The 16405-nt window shown below is 68.6% G+C and carries 19 protein-coding genes and 1 pseudogene; 7 read left to right on the top strand and 13 right to left on the bottom strand.

Annotated features, from left to right (window positions below):
- Positions 1–61: 61 nt before the first annotated feature.
- A complete protein-coding gene (locus OG884_RS07965) occupies positions 62–688 on the bottom strand; it encodes a TetR/AcrR family transcriptional regulator (RefSeq protein ID WP_326643666.1) in 627 nt (208 codons plus the stop codon).
- Between the two features lie 84 nt (positions 689–772).
- Between OG884_RS07965 and OG884_RS07960 the strand changes: the two genes are divergently transcribed.
- Positions 773–1165 (top strand): VOC family protein, encoded by a 393-nt coding sequence (locus tag OG884_RS07960; RefSeq protein ID WP_326643664.1) that lies wholly within the window; start codon positions 773–775, stop codon positions 1163–1165.
- Between the two features lie 208 nt (positions 1166–1373).
- Here the strand turns inward: OG884_RS07960 and OG884_RS07955 are convergent, their stop codons facing one another.
- From OG884_RS07955 to OG884_RS07930, 6 genes are all read right to left on the bottom strand, one after another.
- Positions 1374–3512, bottom strand: coding sequence for a hypothetical protein (locus OG884_RS07955; RefSeq protein ID WP_326643662.1), 2139 nt, complete (start codon positions 3510–3512; stop codon positions 1374–1376).
- A 238-nt stretch (positions 3513–3750) separates the two neighbouring features.
- Complete coding sequence (locus OG884_RS07950; RefSeq protein ID WP_326643661.1) at positions 3751–4896, bottom strand: hypothetical protein; 1146 nt, start codon at positions 4894–4896, stop codon at positions 3751–3753.
- A gap of 281 nt (positions 4897–5177) precedes the next feature.
- Positions 5178–5597, bottom strand: coding sequence for a PPOX class F420-dependent oxidoreductase (locus tag OG884_RS07945; RefSeq protein ID WP_326643659.1), 420 nt, complete (start codon positions 5595–5597; stop codon positions 5178–5180).
- Between the two features lie 349 nt (positions 5598–5946).
- Positions 5947–6639 carry a formylglycine-generating enzyme family protein gene (locus OG884_RS07940; protein WP_326643657.1) on the bottom strand — a complete coding sequence of 231 codons (693 nt, stop codon included), beginning with the start codon at positions 6637–6639 and terminating at the stop codon, positions 5947–5949.
- A gap of 255 nt (positions 6640–6894) precedes the next feature.
- On the bottom strand, positions 6895–7299 hold the full coding sequence (locus OG884_RS07935) for a VOC family protein (RefSeq protein ID WP_326643655.1): 405 nt from the start codon (positions 7297–7299) through the stop codon (positions 6895–6897).
- A gap of 303 nt (positions 7300–7602) precedes the next feature.
- A complete protein-coding gene (locus OG884_RS07930; RefSeq protein WP_326643653.1) occupies positions 7603–8748 on the bottom strand; it encodes a damage-control phosphatase ARMT1 family protein in 1146 nt (381 codons plus the stop codon).
- 279 nt (positions 8749–9027) lie between these two features.
- Here OG884_RS07930 and OG884_RS07925 point away from each other — a divergent pair, with 279 nt between their 5' ends.
- The gene (locus tag OG884_RS07925) at positions 9028–9420 is read left to right on the top strand and encodes a hypothetical protein (protein ID WP_326643651.1); all 393 of its coding nucleotides are present in this window, start codon (positions 9028–9030) and stop codon (positions 9418–9420) included.
- Here OG884_RS07925 and OG884_RS07920 read toward each other — a convergent pair.
- Complete coding sequence (locus OG884_RS07920; protein WP_326643649.1) at positions 9392–9640, bottom strand: hypothetical protein; 249 nt, start codon at positions 9638–9640, stop codon at positions 9392–9394. The two genes, OG884_RS07925 and OG884_RS07920, sit on opposite strands and share 29 nt — an antisense overlap.
- Between OG884_RS07920 and OG884_RS07915 the strand changes: the two genes are divergently transcribed.
- Complete coding sequence (locus OG884_RS07915) at positions 9626–10000, top strand: hypothetical protein (RefSeq protein WP_326643647.1); 375 nt, start codon at positions 9626–9628, stop codon at positions 9998–10000. The two genes, OG884_RS07920 and OG884_RS07915, sit on opposite strands and share 15 nt — an antisense overlap.
- Before the next feature lie 19 nt (positions 10001–10019).
- Here the strand turns inward: OG884_RS07915 and OG884_RS07910 are convergent, their stop codons facing one another.
- The 3 genes from OG884_RS07910 to OG884_RS07900 all read right to left on the bottom strand — a co-directional run bounded on the left by OG884_RS07910 (position 10020) and on the right by OG884_RS07900 (position 12804).
- On the bottom strand, positions 10020–10802 hold the full coding sequence (locus OG884_RS07910) for a hypothetical protein (protein WP_326643645.1): 783 nt from the start codon (positions 10800–10802) through the stop codon (positions 10020–10022).
- Between the two features lie 32 nt (positions 10803–10834).
- Complete coding sequence (locus OG884_RS07905) at positions 10835–12529, bottom strand: hypothetical protein (protein ID WP_326643643.1); 1695 nt, start codon at positions 12527–12529, stop codon at positions 10835–10837.
- Between the two features lie 101 nt (positions 12530–12630).
- Positions 12631–12804, bottom strand: a complete 174-nt coding sequence (locus OG884_RS07900) for a hypothetical protein (protein WP_326643641.1) — start codon at positions 12802–12804, stop codon at positions 12631–12633.
- 77 nt (positions 12805–12881) lie between these two features.
- Here OG884_RS07900 and OG884_RS07895 point away from each other — a divergent pair, with 77 nt between their 5' ends.
- Positions 12882–13043: a hypothetical protein gene (locus OG884_RS07895; protein WP_326643639.1), complete on the top strand. Its 162-nt coding sequence runs from the start codon at positions 12882–12884 to the stop codon at positions 13041–13043.
- A gap of 68 nt (positions 13044–13111) precedes the next feature.
- On the opposite strand, the pseudogene OG884_RS37430 reads toward OG884_RS07895, so the two are convergent.
- Positions 13112–13240 (bottom strand): annotated as a pseudogene (locus tag OG884_RS37430) (hypothetical protein); the annotation flags it as partial.
- On the opposite strand from OG884_RS37430, the gene OG884_RS07885 reads away from it, so the two are divergent.
- Positions 13206–13403: a hypothetical protein gene (locus OG884_RS07885; RefSeq protein ID WP_326643638.1), complete on the top strand. Its 198-nt coding sequence runs from the start codon at positions 13206–13208 to the stop codon at positions 13401–13403. The pseudogene OG884_RS37430 and the gene OG884_RS07885 overlap by 35 nt on opposite strands.
- Positions 13404–13435: 32 nt before the next feature.
- Here the strand turns inward: OG884_RS07885 and OG884_RS07880 are convergent, their stop codons facing one another.
- The gene (locus tag OG884_RS07880; protein ID WP_326643636.1) at positions 13436–14212 is read right to left on the bottom strand and encodes a crotonase/enoyl-CoA hydratase family protein; all 777 of its coding nucleotides are present in this window, start codon (positions 14210–14212) and stop codon (positions 13436–13438) included.
- A 73-nt stretch (positions 14213–14285) separates the two neighbouring features.
- Here OG884_RS07880 and OG884_RS07875 point away from each other — a divergent pair, with 73 nt between their 5' ends.
- Positions 14286–15518, top strand: a complete 1233-nt coding sequence (locus tag OG884_RS07875; RefSeq protein WP_326643634.1) for an acyl-CoA dehydrogenase family protein — start codon at positions 14286–14288, stop codon at positions 15516–15518.
- A gap of 100 nt (positions 15519–15618) precedes the next feature.
- Complete coding sequence (locus OG884_RS07870) at positions 15619–16398, top strand: IclR family transcriptional regulator (protein WP_326643632.1); 780 nt, start codon at positions 15619–15621, stop codon at positions 16396–16398.
- Positions 16399–16405 lie beyond the last annotated feature (7 nt).

Below are 16405 nucleotides of genomic sequence, written 5' to 3'. Positions count from 1 at the left end.
GTGTTCGTCGCCGCGGACGATGGCCGGTGACCGCGGCTCGGCGTCTGGAAGATGCCGCAGGTCAGGGATCCGGGAGCAGGGCGTGGGCGAGCTGATCCGTGACCCAGCTCTCCCAGTGCTTCGTGGTCCACGCGCATTCGCGGGTCATGACGAGGAACAGGTCCGGTGAGAGCAGGGCGACGGTGATGTCGGTGGCCCGGCGCCGGGTCAGTCCAGGTCTCAGCGCGGTCAGCCCGGCGAGGACGGCGACGAACGTGCTGTGGGCGGTGCGCCGCTCCTCGCTGTTCTGGGCACACTGGGCGGCCATGTCGGCATCGCTCGCCGCCGCGTCGCGCACCACCGCCAGGACGGGGGCGACCCGGCCGAGGATGACGCCGGACTCGTGAACCCACCGCCGGATGGCCGTCGCCGGGTCCGGTGCGGCCTTCAGCGCGACGAACCGGGGCCGTTCGAGAAGCGGGACGGGCTCGTCGTCACCCATGGAGGCGACGTCGACGACGTGCTTGAGGAGACAGCCCTTGTTGCCGTAGTGGAAGTAGACGGTCGGGGCCGACACCCCGGCGGCGTCGGCGATCTCCTGGAAGGTCGTCCCGGTGTAGCCGTGGGTGACGAACAGCCGGTGCGCGGCTTCGACGATGCGGAGCCTGGTCTGCGCGGATCTTCGGTTCCGGCCGTTGACGTCTGACACCAAACTATAGTAACACTTTAAAGTATAACTTTAATAACTTCAGATCCGCGCCGACGCCCCTCGCCGGCCGGGAAGGGGTGACCGATGACGGCCCTGGGCGGATTCCATCACGTCAAACTGCCGGTCTCGGACGTGCGCAAGAGCATCGAGTGGTACGGGCGGGTGCTCGGCCTTGAGGTGGCGATCGAGTTCGTCGAGGCGGGCGTGCTGCGCGGTGTGGCACTGCGCGACCGGGACGGTACCCTCATGCTGGCGTTGCGCGAGGAGCCCAGGCTGGCAGGGGAGCTGCGGGGGTTCGACCCCGTCGCGCTCGGCGTACCGACCTACGACGCGCTGGTGGAGTGGTCGGATCACCTCGACGCCGCCGGCGCGGCCCACTCCGGAATCGCCGAGGCCAGCATCGGATGGCTGATCAGCGGGGTGACCGACCCCGACGGCATCGAGATCCGCCTCTACACCCTGCAGAAACGCGGGTGAACCCACCTCTGACCACCGGCGGCCAGGACGGCGCGGGTCCGCCGGTTCGACTACACCGAACTGGTGGCGCGGGTGCGGGCTCTGGGACGGCACAGCCAGGAAATCGGCCGGCGGCAGACCGGGCTCGGCCGCCGGCCTACCGCCGTCGTTTCCCTCATGACCGCCACGCTGCCCCGGATCTCGAAATAGGGCGGGGTGCTTCCCGGCGTCAGTTGGTGCGGGTGTTGGGGAGGTGCTCACCCAGGTAGCCGATCCAGACCTTGCCGGTGGTGCCGGCTGAGTCGTCGTGGAAGTACAGCCGGGGCGCGGGGTATCCGACGGGCCGGAGCTTGATGTGGGACTCCATCAGCATCTGCCCGCTCGGATGCACCTCGGGTGGTACGGCGAAGACGCGGGGGGCGCTGAACTTGGCGCGGCTGACCACGCTCTTGGACTCGCGCATGGACAGCATCCCGGTGGGGATGGTGAGGCGAGTGGGGGAGCCGTTGGTGCACCAGTCGTAGAAACCGCCGGCGAACTCCCGGCGGGAGCGCGCCCCCGCGAAGTCGTCCAGGGCGCGCAGCGCGTCCCACGCCTTCGCCGCCCAGGTACGGCACTGGACGTGATGCTCCAGGTCCAGCCGGGCGGCGGCGTCGTCGATGTCGCCGACGCCGATGTGACGCAGGCTCTCGCGGGCCTCGGCCAGGACCTCGATCAGGCCGCCGGGTTCGAACACGGGTTCGTCCCCGGTCACCCCGTACACCGGCTGGCCCGCCTCGGCGAGCCTGCGCTCCAGCCAGCGGACCCGCTCGGCGAGCTTCCTGGCGTTCGTGACGGCCTCGGCGTACTCCCCGCTGAGCAGTAGGTGCTCGTCGCGAAGCTTCCTGATCTCGGCGGCAAGCCGGTCGCTCGCGTCCTCCGTCCTGGCGGGAGGCTTGGCGTGAGGTCTGGGGGGAGGTTCGGAGTGAGGTTCGGCGGGGAGCCCGGTGGGAAGTACGGCATCGTGTCGTTCCGCGACGGCGTCACGCAGCTCGAAGACGATGTCGCGCAGGCCGGAAAGGTGCGGGCCGAGCGTGCGGACCTCGCGGAGCACCCGGCCGGAGTCGCCCGAGGCCTGGGACGACGTGGCGAGTCCCAGGGCCGTCTCCAACTCCCCGCGCAGTTCCTTGACCACCAGGTCCGCGACACTCTGGGCGATCTCCGCCACGCCGGAGGTCGGCCCGGCTTCCACGGCGACCGTCTCCCCGGTCTCCGTGTCCTTCCCGGCGGCGACCTCGGCGACCTCGGCGTTGCCCTCGGTCTCCCCGGTGTCCTCGGAGGGCTTGGCGACCGGGGAGGCCGTGGGCCGGGTCTTGGCCATCATCCGCCGCAGCAGGTCCTCGCGGGCGGCATCGGTCTTCGAGGGCCGGGACGCGGCGGCGGCGATCTCGCCCAGCTCGGCCCGTCCGGCGAGCACGCGGTAGACGGCACTGAGCGTCCGCCGCACGTCTTCGGGGAGCTCACGATGGGCGGTCTCGCCGATCGCCCCGTCGACGATCCGATCCAGGGCGGCGGCGCCCCAGCTGCGGATCTTGGCGTCGCCCATGGGCAGGTGCCGACGGGGGTAGCGCTCCCCGGCAGGATCGAAAGGGGTGAAGTAGGTGCGGATCGCTCCGCCGAACACGCCCAGCTCCGGGCCCATCGCCTCGTTGAACCGGTCCTGGGCGCTCAGGTCGGCCAGCCGTACGACCAGGCCGACCCCTGCGACGCCGTCGGCCAGTCGACCGGCGCGCTCCCGCGCCGCCTCGGGATCGCGGGGGTTCGTGGAGACGACCAGGACCGGCACCCGGCGGCGGGGTTCGGTCATCACGTGGACGAAGCGCCGCACGTCATCCTCGTGGAGGAGCACCGGGCCGCCCTCCACCTGGACGCCGCCGTCGCTGATCCGCGAGGTGCTCAGGTACGCCGGGAGGAAACCGGGTGCTTTCACCACCGCCGGTTCCTGCTGCGGCTCCGCTTCCCGGCCTTTCCGTCTTCCCGCCCTCGATCCCTGCCCGGTGGTCCCGGCATGTTCGGGCTCTCCATGCTGGTCCACGGTGACGACGACCCATCCGGTCATGCCCGGCACCGATTCGGCGTAGGTCACCCGGGTCCGCAGACGTGCCTCCCCCCACGGCTCGTCCAGCGTGTAGCGGCCGCAGTCGCCACGCCGCTCCATCACGAGCCGGGCTCCGCCCACCTCCGCCTCTACCTTCGGCGCCGCGGCGCCCGGGGCCGGGAACCCCTTCCGTACGACCCAGCCCGAGAAGGTACGGCGCAGCCGGATGGAGATCGGAGGTGTGGGGTCGCGTAGCACCGCCTGATATAACCGCGTCACGTTCGACGTCATGATCACAACACCTCATATGTCATCAACATCGGGGATGTACGGCTCGCGTCCGGTGAGCGGACGTCAGTCGCGCACGAGTTGGATGTCAGCGAGGCCCCGAGGGTTCCCGCAGGTGCGCATAGTGCGGCATGAACACTGATTTGGGAGGGAGTTCCGCAATATCGGTGCTGAATGAGGTGATATTTGGTGCTTTGGTGACGTGGAATCTCCGGCTGTCAAAGACCCGGCCGCCGCCCCCTCATCGGACGTCGCCAGTCCGGATACCGGCGGAAGGGGCGTTGTGGCAGACCTCGATCGCGAGGCGATGCGAGCAGTGGTGGAGCGGATCCGGCACGAGCCTTCTGCTGGGCACGGGGGAGTTCCTCGCCGACCGGCTGCCGAGGATGCTGGTCCGGGGAGGATCGGCGGATCCCGGTAAAGTCCCCGCCGGGGGCTTCGACACCGGCGGATTTAATTTGGGATGAAAGGTGATGGGCGTGCTGGTGTGCACGAGCGCCGTTCCCATGACCGTCTGGCCGTCACGCTGCTTCCAGATCTCAAAGTGATAGAACCCCGCGGGGACGTTGACCCATTTGTGATGCTGCCAGGAGTTGCAGGTGAACTGCGCGACGGTGCCGATCGGACGCAGGGCCATCCAGTAAGTCGTGACACCGGACGGACAGGTGAGGTTCGACCAGATCTCGATATTGCCACTGACCGTCTGGGTCCAGTCCCCCGAGAAGATGCGCATGGTCATGCTCTCGATCGTTATGGGGAAACCGTGTCCAGAGGTTACCGGCGACGGACTGGCCGCCGGAGACGAGGTGGGGATGACCAGGGAGGGGACGGGACCCGTAGGGGTCGACAAGACTTTTTCTGTCACCCAGACCCCGGCGATCACCACCGCGGCCAGCACGACGATTCTCGCCACGGCGTGCACGGACTTTTTCCGTCTGGACGGCGCCGCTGCCATGGTGGCCCGAGCCAGCGCCGACCAGCGGTCCACCCAGGGAACAGGGTCGGCCCCACACGCCGTGGTGTAGGCCTTGACGAATTCCAGAGAGGGCAACGGCCCGGTTGGAACGAGGCGTCGCGCCAGAAAGCTGCCATGACGCCCCATATGTGCGCCGACCTCTTTGAATGAGGAGTTCCCGCGCAGTCGGCGCAGGTCCTCAATGAATCTTCTCGCCTCCGGAATCGTCGGCGCCTCAGGGTTTACTACCACCCCTTTTTTCCTTTGTGCGGCGACCTGATCAAATGTAAGGGCGGCTGCGAGCAATGCGACCACCAGACCGGCCGAACTGGATATCTTGTCCGCGGCCTCCAAGCCGACGTGCACATAGATGGTGATCGCTACGGAGGTCACACCCGCTACTGCCGCCCAAATGGCAAAACGCGTGTTCATGGCGATATTATGGATCACTCACAGAAGAAAATTACCCTGTCGGATGTGCCGCGAAAAAATTCTTTGGAGCAGCCGGCCGGAGTTTGCCGCCCCTCCGGGGGGCGGTTTCCTGGACAAAACGGTGCGATATCCGGGGTGACGGCGCCGATGGTGAAGGTCGTGGTGGCCGCCGGAGCTTGGCGGGTCAGGCTCCGGCCGTTTCCCTCCGCGGTTCCGGCCGGATCCGGCAGCGGGACCTCCGGACCAGGGGGTGTCGCCGAACTCCGGGTCGATTGTGGGTGTCAGCCGGGCTGGCTGCTGTCCTTGTGCTTGCCCCAGCCGTGCCAGTGGTCGATCTCGATCCAGGCGCTGACCCGGCCGCGGTCCCGCTGCGGATACTTCTTCCCGAGGTACTGCTGGGCCAGCCGGTCGATGTCGGTCAGATCCTTGTCGTCGCGTATGTCGGCGACGTGCCCGATGATGCTGACGTGGGTGTACCAGTTGTCCTCTTCGAGCACGGTGAGGGCGACCCGGGGGTCGTCGCGCAGGTGATTCAGCCGCTTGCGGCCCTCGTCCATGTTGACCAGGATCCGGCCGTCGTCCCAGAGATACCAGGTGGCGGTGGACACCGGCCGGCCGTCGGGCTGGAGCGTTGTGATGACGGCCGGATTCGGCCTCTTCAGCATGGCGACTGCTTCCTCGGGAAGCGGCGGGTTCGACATGATCTCTCCTCTTCGCGTCGGCGTCTCACGTCCCGGACGGTGACGGTTACGCTACCTTCCGTACGCGGTCCGTCCCGTGGTGGAGCGCCGAGGGAACGCCTGTCGAGGCCGGAATCCCCGGCCCCGCACAACCGGCCGCAGGAGTGAGAGTGCCCATCTCAGGTTGAGCCGCAAACCCTCGACCTTGGCACTTTTCCCGGACCAAGGCCGGTTTGGGGCTCATCAAGGGCAATACCTGTCCTTCGTGACTCCTCCGCTCCCCGAAGGCAGCGGCTTCTCGTTAAGCCGCTGCGGCGTCACAAAGGGCAAGCCCTGTCCTCAGGATATGGACGGCGAGAGGGGCGCCCACTCACCGCGATCGGGCGAGCCGGAACCCCAGGTCGTCGATGCGGAAGGTCGGGTGACTCTTGCGGCGGCACGACGCTCGGCATCCCCGGGGGTGATCGTACAGACCTCCGCCCCGGAACACCCGGTACGGGCCGTAGACCTCGGGATCGTAGACGTCCCAGCACCACTCCCACACGTTGCCGATCATGTCGTACAGGCCCCACGCGTTCGGCGCCCTGGTCGCGACGTCGTGCACCTCGCCGCCGGAGTTCCCGCGGTGCCAGGCGATCTTGTCCAGCTCCCCGTAGCGCACGCCGGAGGTCCCGGCCCGGCACGCGTACTCCCACTCCGCCTCGGACGGGAGGCGATAGCCGTCGGCTTCCCGGTCGCAGACCACGTCCTGACCGTCGGGGTTGTCACCCATCAAGTAGCAGGGGCCGAGCCCCGTCGCCTGAGAGAGCAGGTTGCAGAACCGGACGGCATCCATCCAGGAGACCTCGGTCACCGGCGTCCGCGGCCCCGCCGAACTCGCGGGCACCTCACCTCGAACGGTGCGGTACAGCTCGCGGGTCACCGGATACGGCGCCAGCTCAAAGGCGCCGACCTCGACCTTCCAGATCGCCTTCGTGCCCTCGTCCCGCAGGAAGATGCTCCCGGCGGGAATCTCGATCATGTGCTCGGCGATCGCCTGGCGCGGCGTCGACTCGGGGCTCATCGTAGGTCCTGTTCCACCCGGCTGGTCCGTGTGAACGACATGCGGACACACCTGTTCGCGAACGCTACCAGGGGAGGACGGGCAGCCCCGCGGGTCTCGCGCGCAACAGCAGCATGTCATCGGAGTCGATCATCGTCGCGTTGGCCCGATCCCGGTTCGCCTTCCAGGCCGGACCGCCGTAGAAGAGGGCTGCCCGGTGCCGGGCCGTCGATGTCCGGGCGGACTCGGCACGCCTGGGGATTCCGACGGGATCTCCTAGCCTCGGGCGGATATCTGCTGTACGGCCCAGCTGTTGCCGTCCGGGTCGTTGAAGAAGACGAATCCGACGTTGTCCAGGGGGTCAGGTTCGGGATTCGGGCTCTTGCCAAGGACCTGGATCTCGCTGACCTCCACCCCTCGCTCGACGAGCTGGGCACGCGCCGCGTGGAGATCCGAGACGACCAGTTGCAGCCCTCGGAGCGAGCCCGGCGCCATGTCCGTGAGCCCCTTCCCCACCACGATCGAGCAGCCAGAGCCCGGAGGGGTCAGCTGGACGACGTGAACGTCGTCGCCGACCTTGGTGTCGTGGTCCACGGTGAAGCCGAGTCGCTCGGCGTAGAAGGCCTTGGCGCGGTCCACGTCGGAGACCGGCACGACCACCACTTCCAGGGTCCAGTTCACAGTGCGTTTCCTCTCGGCGACGGGATGACTTCCAACGCACGTCTATCAGCTGCCCCCGACAAATCCATGTGATCGGGATGAGACGCCGGAGCGCGAAGATCACTCGCCGTGGCTGATAAGTCTGACGGCTCAGGTTGGGTAAGGATCGGTGGGTGCTCGGGGACCTCTCGTGTGCCGTCGATGCCCGCCCGGCGGACCGGGGTGACGAGGCGCAGTACAACGACATCTGTCGAGGCCATCAGGAACTGCTCAGGGCCGTGACGATGGACGGCGGGAATGTCGAGGACCGGGTCGAGAACAACGTCAGGAACCGCTCCCAGGCACCCTTTCCCGGAGGTCGGCCTGGAGGAGCCCGTAGCCGCCGGTGACGCGCCAGTCCGGGGTGTCCGCGTCGAGGTTTTTCAGGGTTGCCGGGGGGATGCCGACGGCCACGTCGGATTTGAGGGTGCGGAGCGCGGCGACCGGGCCGGGAAAGTACGCGACCGTGTCGGCGAACGGGGTGGTGGGCGGCCATGACCGGTCGCCCACCAGCCGCCGGTAGTTGAGATCGCCCTTCATGATGGTCAGTGACGCCCGCTCGAACAGAACCGCGAGGTCGGTGGGGAGACGACGGAAGGACCAGGGCGCGCAGTAGAAGTCGTGGACGTAGGGCGAGAGTCTCCCGTCCGCGGTCGCCTTCCGGAGTCGGTGGAAGGACGCGCCGTCTGTTTCGGCCAGGCGGGCCAGCGTGTCGGCGAGGTCGGCGGTGGTCGCGTCGGAGACGTAGTAGGGGTACGGCTTCAGATGGAGAGCGACCGAGGAGGCGTGCCCGTGTTCCAGGAGGTGGTCGATGAGAATCAGATCCGCGAGCAGTTCGCGCCCGCTGTTGTCGGCCACCACCACGACCTCGGCCCCGGGAGAGAGCGCGTTCCACACCTTCGCGCTGTCGTCGCAGACCAGCTCGGCACTCGATGATTCGGCGAGGGTGCCCATTTTGAAACTCAGGTCGGCGCGGTTGCCCCAGAGCGCGGCCAGCAGCTTTGCCCGACCGGACGCGCCGGCCGCCGGCCGCTCAAGGTCGTCGAGGGATGCCGGCTCGGCACGCTTGAGAGGGGCGAACGGATCCACTCCTTGCCACGGTCCCGGCTCGAAGAATCCGACCGCCTCAAGCACCCGCCGGTAGAAGTACGACTCCGACCAGAGGAAAGGGGCTTCCAACCATGGTTTTCCGAAGTGGTCGGCACCCCAGACCGCCCACACCTTCCGATCATGGGCCCGCGCGCCGAGCGGCTCCATCACCCCGGAGAAGATCTCGGTGAGCAACGCGTCGAGGGCGTCACGCTGCTCGGACCCGTACGAATTCGTGTCCTTGATCTTCGCTACCAGCTTCGGAGTACGATCGTGCCAGACCTGCCAGGCGTAGCCCTCCGGATCGCTGTTCAGCAACTCGGGCGGTAGCTCTTCATTCACCGAAGTTCTCTCGCTCCTCGTCGGCGGGTATCTGACGCGTGCGTTCCAACCGTACGCGTCGAGGTCGCGAAGACCGAACGCCACCCAGCTGGCCGTGACCGTACCTTCAACCGCGCGGACGCCGCCCAGCAGATCATGGCGGTGGGTCGGCCGCGCCTCTCGGGTCGCCCGCCGGAATGGTCGCAAATAGGTGACGGCGGTTCGGTGTGATGGGTTCTGTCGGATTTAAATGCTATTGATGGCCGTCGCAGTGATTCCGATGATTTGTGGAGCTATTAGATGGCAACGGTCACCTTCAGAGATGAGACCGCGGCGGGAAAGCCGAAAGAGGAGTTCACCCTCCCCGACCTGCCGGAGAGCATCTCGGCGCGGGAACTGGTCCGGCTCAGGGTCCGCGAGGAGGTCGCCCGGTACAACGAGGCCCCCGCCGCCCGGTTCAACGGCCTGGTCCGTCCCGAGGACGCCGAGGTGGAGTTGAACGGCTACCGGATGGGCGCGAAGCGGCGGATCGACTGGGAACGGCAGGCGGACACCGCCGAGCGGGCGTTCCAGCGCAACGGGTTCGTGCTGCTGATCGGGGAGCGGCAGATCGACGACCTGTCGGAGACGGTCGATCTGACCTGTGACCCGGTTGTGTCGTTCATCAAACTCGTTCCGCTGGTCGGTGGCTGACCAGGCCACCCGCCGGCTCGACACCTGAGAACCGCCCGGACGCGGACGGCCGCGCCCGGGGGTGATCAGGAGAGCTGGGGCGGGTGGCCGGCCGGGCGAAGAGGCCGTCCTGCACGGCCGGCAGCTCGTTGTAGGTGCCCTGCTGGACGATGCGTCCCTCGTCCATGACCACGATGCGGTCGGCGGCCACCACCGTGGAGAGCCGGTGGGCGATCACCACCCGGGTGGCGTTGTCGCCGGCGTGGCCCTGAGCCGCAAACCCCGCTACCTCGGCCGTACGGCGCAGGAGGCGCGGCTCGTCGCCCGCGGCGAGGCCGACTACCTCGGCATTCCGGGCTTCATGTTCGACGAGCCGGCGCGCGCCCGCACGCACTCGGTGCCCGACGCCCCGGTGGCCGGCGGAGGCGGCCGGTTCCGCGGCAAGCCCGGAGACCTGGCCGCGGTCCTGTCCAGGTACGGCCACCTGACCGTTCAGCAGGAGCGGGGGCCGGAGGCGCCGGCGTGGGTGAGGTCGCCGGTGGTGACGGTGACCGGCCGAGGGGGCGTACGGTGCCGTGCAGGAGAATCCACAACCTCATGATCTGAACCCCGAACACGCCCTAATCGGGTGACCCCGGGTTCGGGGACGTGGGGGCGCAGCCGTGGGTGACGAAGTAGATCTCCATGGAGATCGACCCGTTAGGGGCGGAGAGGTCGTGGAAGTTCCGGGTCACGGCCGTTCCGAAGATGCGCGGGTACGTCTCGCGGATGGCCGTGTTGACCCGGGTGGCCAGTTGAACGCCGCCTCTGGCGCCGCCGTCGGAGTCGGAGCCGAAGGTCAGGACCATGCCGACGCGCCGTCCGGCCAGGTTGTCCCGGTACCTGCGCAACTCTTGGCGGACCTGTGCGGTCAGTACGCCGTCACCGGCACCGGGGGTGACCCGGAACGAGAGCGTGACCGGTTTCGCCCGGACGCCTCCGATCAGGCCGGTGCAGGGAGAAGCCGAGGGGGCGGGTCTGGCGGGACTCTTTTCCCCAGGTTCCTTCTTGGCCGGGCTCTTCTTCTCCGAGGGCTCCTCGGGCTGGTGTTCTCTCTCCGAGGTTTCCTTCTCCGGGGTTTTCTTCTCCGAGCTCTCTTGCTCCGGGGCCTTCTTCTCCGGGGCCTTCTTCTCCGGAGGCTTCTCGGCTGAAGGCTTTTCGGCCAGGGGCTCTTCGGCCGGTAGCCCTTCGGCCGGGGGCTCTTTGGCCGGGGGCCGGGCGGGGGCAGGCAGGGACTGGAAGGGGTCCGGTTGGAGCCGAGCGGTGTCCGTCACGAGGTCGGTGGGTGAGGGGGGTGGTGCCTGCGCTCCCAGCATGATGATCGTGAGTCCGAGCAGCAGGTCGGCGAAGAGCCAACCGGCCATCAGGGTCGTGCTGGAGGTTCTTCGGCGGGCGGTCACTGCGGGGTCCGAGCTCTCTGGCGTGAGTCCGGCTCGTCGTCACCGCTGTCGTCTGCTTCGTTGTTGCCGTTGCCGTTGCCGTTGCCGTTGCCGTTGCCGTTGGCCTGGTCGTTGTCGCCGCCGTCGGCCCGGCCGCCTCCGCTGTCCCCGCCTCCGCTGTCCCCGCCGCCGTTGGGGCCCTCGCCGTTGCCTCTGCCCTTGTCGTTCTTCCCGTCCTTGCCGGGACCGCCGGCCGGGGCGAGAGCCCAGAGGCCGTCGGCCGGAAGCCGCAGCCGGGTACTCGCCTGCTCCGAGTCGGTCACCTCGCGTTCTGCGAGCTCCCTCGAAGGCAGGTCGGCCAGCACGCTCGCGAGCGCGGTGGGAAGCCGGTCGAGCGCCTCCCGCGTCTGCTCCAGCAGGGCGACCGTCTCGATGGTGGTGTCGATCCGGGAGGCGTGGATCCCGGTGGCGGCGGACCAGCTTTCAAGGGCCTCCCGGATCTCCGTACCGGTGCCCTCGAAGGTCCGGTGAAACTCCCTGGCCGTGCCCGCGATGCTGTCGGTGACCCGCGCGCCGAGCAGGTCGACCGCCTTCTCCGTCGACGAGCCGACCGAATCGATCGAGATGGCCGCGCGGTCGACGGCATGGCCGATGCCCGCCGTCACGCCGACCAGCTCGTTGATCCGGAGGTTCAGGCCGGAGACGCTGCCCTGAACCGACTTCATGGACCGTACGAGTTCGTCGTTGAACGCCTGGCGCATGTCGAGGGTGGTCCGGGAGATGGTCGTCGACAACTGGTCACCGGCATCGGTGACGGCCCGGCCGGCCGTGGAGCCCGCGATGTCGATCACGGCCGAGAACCGGGCCACCGCCGCGGCGAGGTCGTCACAGGTGCTGTTGACGGCCGCCAGGTGCCCGCCCAGATGCTCGACGGCGTCGCGCACGTCGATCGCGCTGCCGGCCAGCGCGTCCGTGGTCTTGCGGGTGGCCTCCAGGGTCAGGGTGAGCGCCTCGACCAACTCGGTGTGCACCTTGCGCGCCGTGGTCCCGACGAAGCCGATGTCGGCCGCCGCCTTGTTGAGCTCGGCCCCGAACCGCTCCGGTGAGGAGAGGCGGACCTTGCCGAGTACCAGGCTCGCCTCGGTCAACGCCCCGCGAAGCCGGACGCGGAGGGCACGCAGCGTCCGCTCCGCGGCGTCCTCCCTGGTGTTCCGCGTGATGTTCTCGAACACGGTCCAGCAGATGAGGCAGAAGATGGCCGCGAGGGTGCAGAGCGCGATGTTGTCGAACTCGAAGAACCCCGGCAACCTGCCGTCGAAGCCCTGCTGCCACATCTCCAGGAAGGGCCGTCGGGCCGCGTTCAGGCCGCCGGCCTCAAGGACGTCGCCGTAGGCGCCGGTGGCCATCATCAGGCCGAGCCAGGTGATGAAGATCGGTACGAAGACGAGGGCGGGACCGATGGCGCCGCTGAGCCCTCGTCGCCACCCCGGTCTCCTCGGCGAGGACGTGGTTCCCGCCGGTTCCCCGTCCACGAGGATGGTGTCATCGGGGGCGAAGGCGGCGAACAGATCGACCTCGCACCAGTGTCCGGCCGTGTCGGGATCGGTGACCGCGTCTGCGAGGTCACGTAGCTGGTCCTGACGGGCCGCCAGGTGGGGGTGATCGGCAAGCTCGCGAAGCTCGCCGGCAAGCTCCAGGTCCGTCACGGACAACCGACATCCCCTCCTGATGGCGCTGAGCGCCTTTTCGGCAATCCGGATAGACCGATTCATGCCTCTGGGAGGCGTGATCATTTTGGCATATGGCGCGCATGTCAGCGGAAAGAACGGTCCGCGGCGGAGGAGAGCGCGCTGGATCGGCGCCGGCGGACGCGGACGGCGCCGTGCGGCACGGTGAACTCCGGTGGTGCGATGAACTCCGGTGGCACGGTGAACTCCGGTGGCACGGTGAACTCCGGTGGTGCGATGAACTCCGCGGTCAGGTCCATGAAACGGAGGCTTGGAGAACTCGATTCGTGGCATCGGGTGAAAGGGGGGGACCGGACCGAGGAAACGGAGTTCACGCTTGGGTGCGGAGACAGATCTGGACGACGCGGAGGTGATCAAGCGTGCCCGGCATGATCCCGCTGCTTTCTCGGTGCTGTTCGACCGGCATGCCTCCGCCCTGCACCGTTGTGTGACGCGGCGCCTGGGGGGCTCGATGGCCGACGACATCGTGGCCTGCTGAGCGGCGAGATCGGCGGTGATAGCGTCGGTGACCGCTGCCTCGGGCACATTGGCGGGGGTGATGCCGACCGCGGCGATCAGGCCGGTGTCCAGATCGGTCAGCACGTGCCGTTTGTAGCCGTCGAAACGTACCGCGCGGGATTTGCGGCCGTGGCGCATGTCGGTGTCCGCGGCGCCGATGCGCCGGTCCTTGGCCACGCCCCGGGCCAAGACCGTGCTGCCGTCCTCGGCGATGGTGACGTCCTGGTCGCGGATCTGGGCGGCGACGGCCGTGCTCGCCGCCGCGGCGTCGGTGCCCGGCCCTGCCGGCTGGACGGCGATGAACGCCTCGACCGCGGCCCGGCGGCTGCCGCGTGCGTAGCCGCGGTCGACGAGTGGGTGTGAGATTGATTCCTATCGGCCTTGCCAGACCGGGACGCGCTTCTCCTTGAACGCGAGCGCGCCCTCGCGTGCGTCGGCGGAGTCGAAGACCGGCGCGAGGATCTCGCCCTGGCGGCGGAACGCCTCGTCGGGCTGCCAGCGGGGCGCCTCGGCGATGATCTGCTTTGCCGCGGACACGGCCATCGGGGCGTTCGCCGAGATGGTGCGCGCGAGGTCCTGGGCGACCCGCAGCGTCTGGCCCGGCTCGGCCAGCCGGTTCACCAGTCCGTAGGCGTGTGCATCCTCGGCGGTGATCGGGTCGCCGGTGAGCAGCAGTTCCAGGGCGCGGCTGCGTGGCAGGTGGTGGAGAAGGCGGAGTGCTCCGCCGCCGCGGGCGACCAGTCCGCGCTTGACCTCGGGCAGGCCGAGGACGGCGGTCGAGGAGGCGACCAGGAGGTCGCAGCAGAGCAGGATCTCGAAGCCGCCGCCGAGCGCCCAGCCTTCCACGGCCGCGATCAGCGGCTTCGTCGGCGGCCGCTCCACGATGCCGGCGAACCCACGGGTCGCCGAGCGGGCGACCTCACCGTGGGTGAACGCGTCCAGGTCGAGTCCGGCGCAGAACGTGCCGCCGGCACCGGTGATCACGCCGACCCGCAGCGCGTCGTCCTCCTCCAGCCGGTCCAGCGCCGCGGAGACGCCCTCGGCGACCGCGCGGTTGACCGCGTTGCGCTTCTCGGGCCGGTTCAGTGTGATCGTGAGGATTCCGTCGTGCGCGTCCACTAGGACGGCACCACCCGTTTCCTTCTCCATGTGTCCTCCTCGGACGTCCCAGGCTGGCTGGCGTGTTATTCTACATCAAGAACAATGTTCAATGGAGGATGGAATGTCGACGACCAGGTTGTCCGAGGAGACGTCCGCGATCCTGAGTGGCCTGGAAGGCTTCCTCCAAGCAGAGGTCTTCCCGCTGCACGAGAAGCATGCTGCCGTGCTCAACGAACCGCGCGGCCGCTACGACGACAGCGGTCGGCACGTCGCTCAGGTCGAGGAGTGCCGCCGCCGGGTCCGTACCGCGTCCGCGGAGGCCGGCTTCTTCACGATGAACGTGCCCGAGGAGCTCGGCGGCGGTGGCCAGGGCGCGGTCACGACGTACGCCGCCTGGGAGCTGATCTACCGGCTCAGCGGGCCGCACCGCTGGCTCGCCCACGAGGCGCTGGCGCATTGGGCGACCGGTCCGAGCTTCGTCTTCGGGCTGGTCTCCGCAGACGTTCGCGATCGGGTGCTGCCGGGCCTGATGTCCGGCGAGAAGACGATGTGCTTCATGATGTCGGAGCCCGAGGCGGGTTCCGATGCGTGGTCGATGCGGACCAGGGCGGTTCCCGATCCGTCCGGCGGGTGGCGCCTGACCGGCACCAAGCAGTGGACGACGAACGGTCCCTACGCGGACTACGGCCTGGTCTTCGCGGTGACCGACCCGGCCGCGCTGGCCGAGCGCAGCGGCGGCCTCTCGGCCTTTCTCGTCGACATGGACGCGCCCGGGCTCCGGGTGGACAGCGTCATCGGCCTGTACGGCGAAAGCGGCGGCAACCACGCGATCATCTCGCTCGATGACGTCCACGTCGGGGCCGAGCTCCTCGTCGGCGAGGAGGGCCGGGCTGCCGGCATCGGCCTGGGCGGGATCAGCCTGGGCCGGATGTACAACTGCGCCAAGTCCGTCGGCCTGGCGCGCTGGGCACTCGACCAGGCGCTCGACTACGCCGCCGAGCGGCGCTCCTTCGGGAAGGTGCTCGCCGAGCACCAGGGGGTGATGTTCCCGCTGGCCGAGTCCGCGACGTACGTGCACGCCGCGCACGTCCTCGGCCTCGACACCGCCACCCGGATCGACGCCGGCGAGGGCGCCCTCAAGGAGTCGGCGATGTGCAAGATCCTCTCCACCGAGATGGCGACCCGGACGATCGACCGGGCGATGCAGACCCTTGGCGGCATGGGGATCACCACCGAGGTGGGGATGGCCGAGGCATGGCAGATGGTCCGCACCGTCCAGATCGCCGACGGGTCCGCGGAGATCCTGCGCCGACTCGTCGCCGGCCGTCTGCTCGCCGGCGACCGCAATCTCTGATTCCTTCGAGTAAGGTGGCGCGTTTCTGAAATCATTTGCCGAGTAAGATCGCGCGTTTCTGAAACGATGCCGACCGCGCGGCTCCGAAAGGACGAGATCCATGACCGATGACAAGGACCGGGCACCCGCGGTGACGCGCGCCTTCACGGTGCTCAGCGCCTTGGCGCAGGGCGGCCCCTCGGTGCTCGCGGACATCGTCGAGAAGACCGGCATCAACAAGAGCACGGTCTTCTACATCCTCCGCACTCTCACCGCCCTCGAGGCGGTCGACTACGACGAGCGGATGCGCACCTACCGGCTCGGCCCGGCCCTGCTCGAGCTGGGCGCGGCGGCGAGCAGCCAGTTCGGCGAGCTCTCCCTGGCGCGCCGCTACCTCGGCGAGCTGCTGGAGAGGCTGATGGCCACCATCGTGATCTACCGGCGGGTGAGCACCGAGGAGATCTCGCTGCTGGACAAGCTGGAGCGTCCCAACCGGGTCCGGATCACCCTCCAGCCGGGCGAGCGGATCCCGATCCAGGGCGGCTCGTTCGGTCGCGCCTTCCTCGCCTACGAGGACCCTGCCTCGCTGGAGGTGATCCTGCGGCACGGACTGCAGGCGTTCACCCCCAAGAGCCTCACCGACGTCGCGGCGTTCCGGCAGGAGCTGGACCTGGTCCGCGAACGCGGGTGGGCGGTCGACCACGAGGGATACGCGCTGGGCATCTCCACGGTCGCGGCCCCGATCTTCGACGCCGACGGGCGGGTCACCCTGGTGGTGGCCGCCGTGGGCTTCTCCAATCTCATCGACGACGACACCGCTGCCGAGTACGGCGTCGAGCTGCGCCAGGTCTGCGACCGGATCGGCGAGGCCAACGCGCAGTCGCGGCAGCTGAGTAGATAGGCACCGG

Origin of the sequence: Streptosporangium sp. NBC_01755, from assembly GCF_035917995.1 — a bacterium.
In the GTDB taxonomy this organism is placed as follows: Bacteria; Actinomycetota; Actinomycetes; order Streptosporangiales; family Streptosporangiaceae; genus Streptosporangium.
Note: the sequence above shows the minus strand (reverse complement) of the source record. Positions and strands in the feature narration are given on the sequence as shown.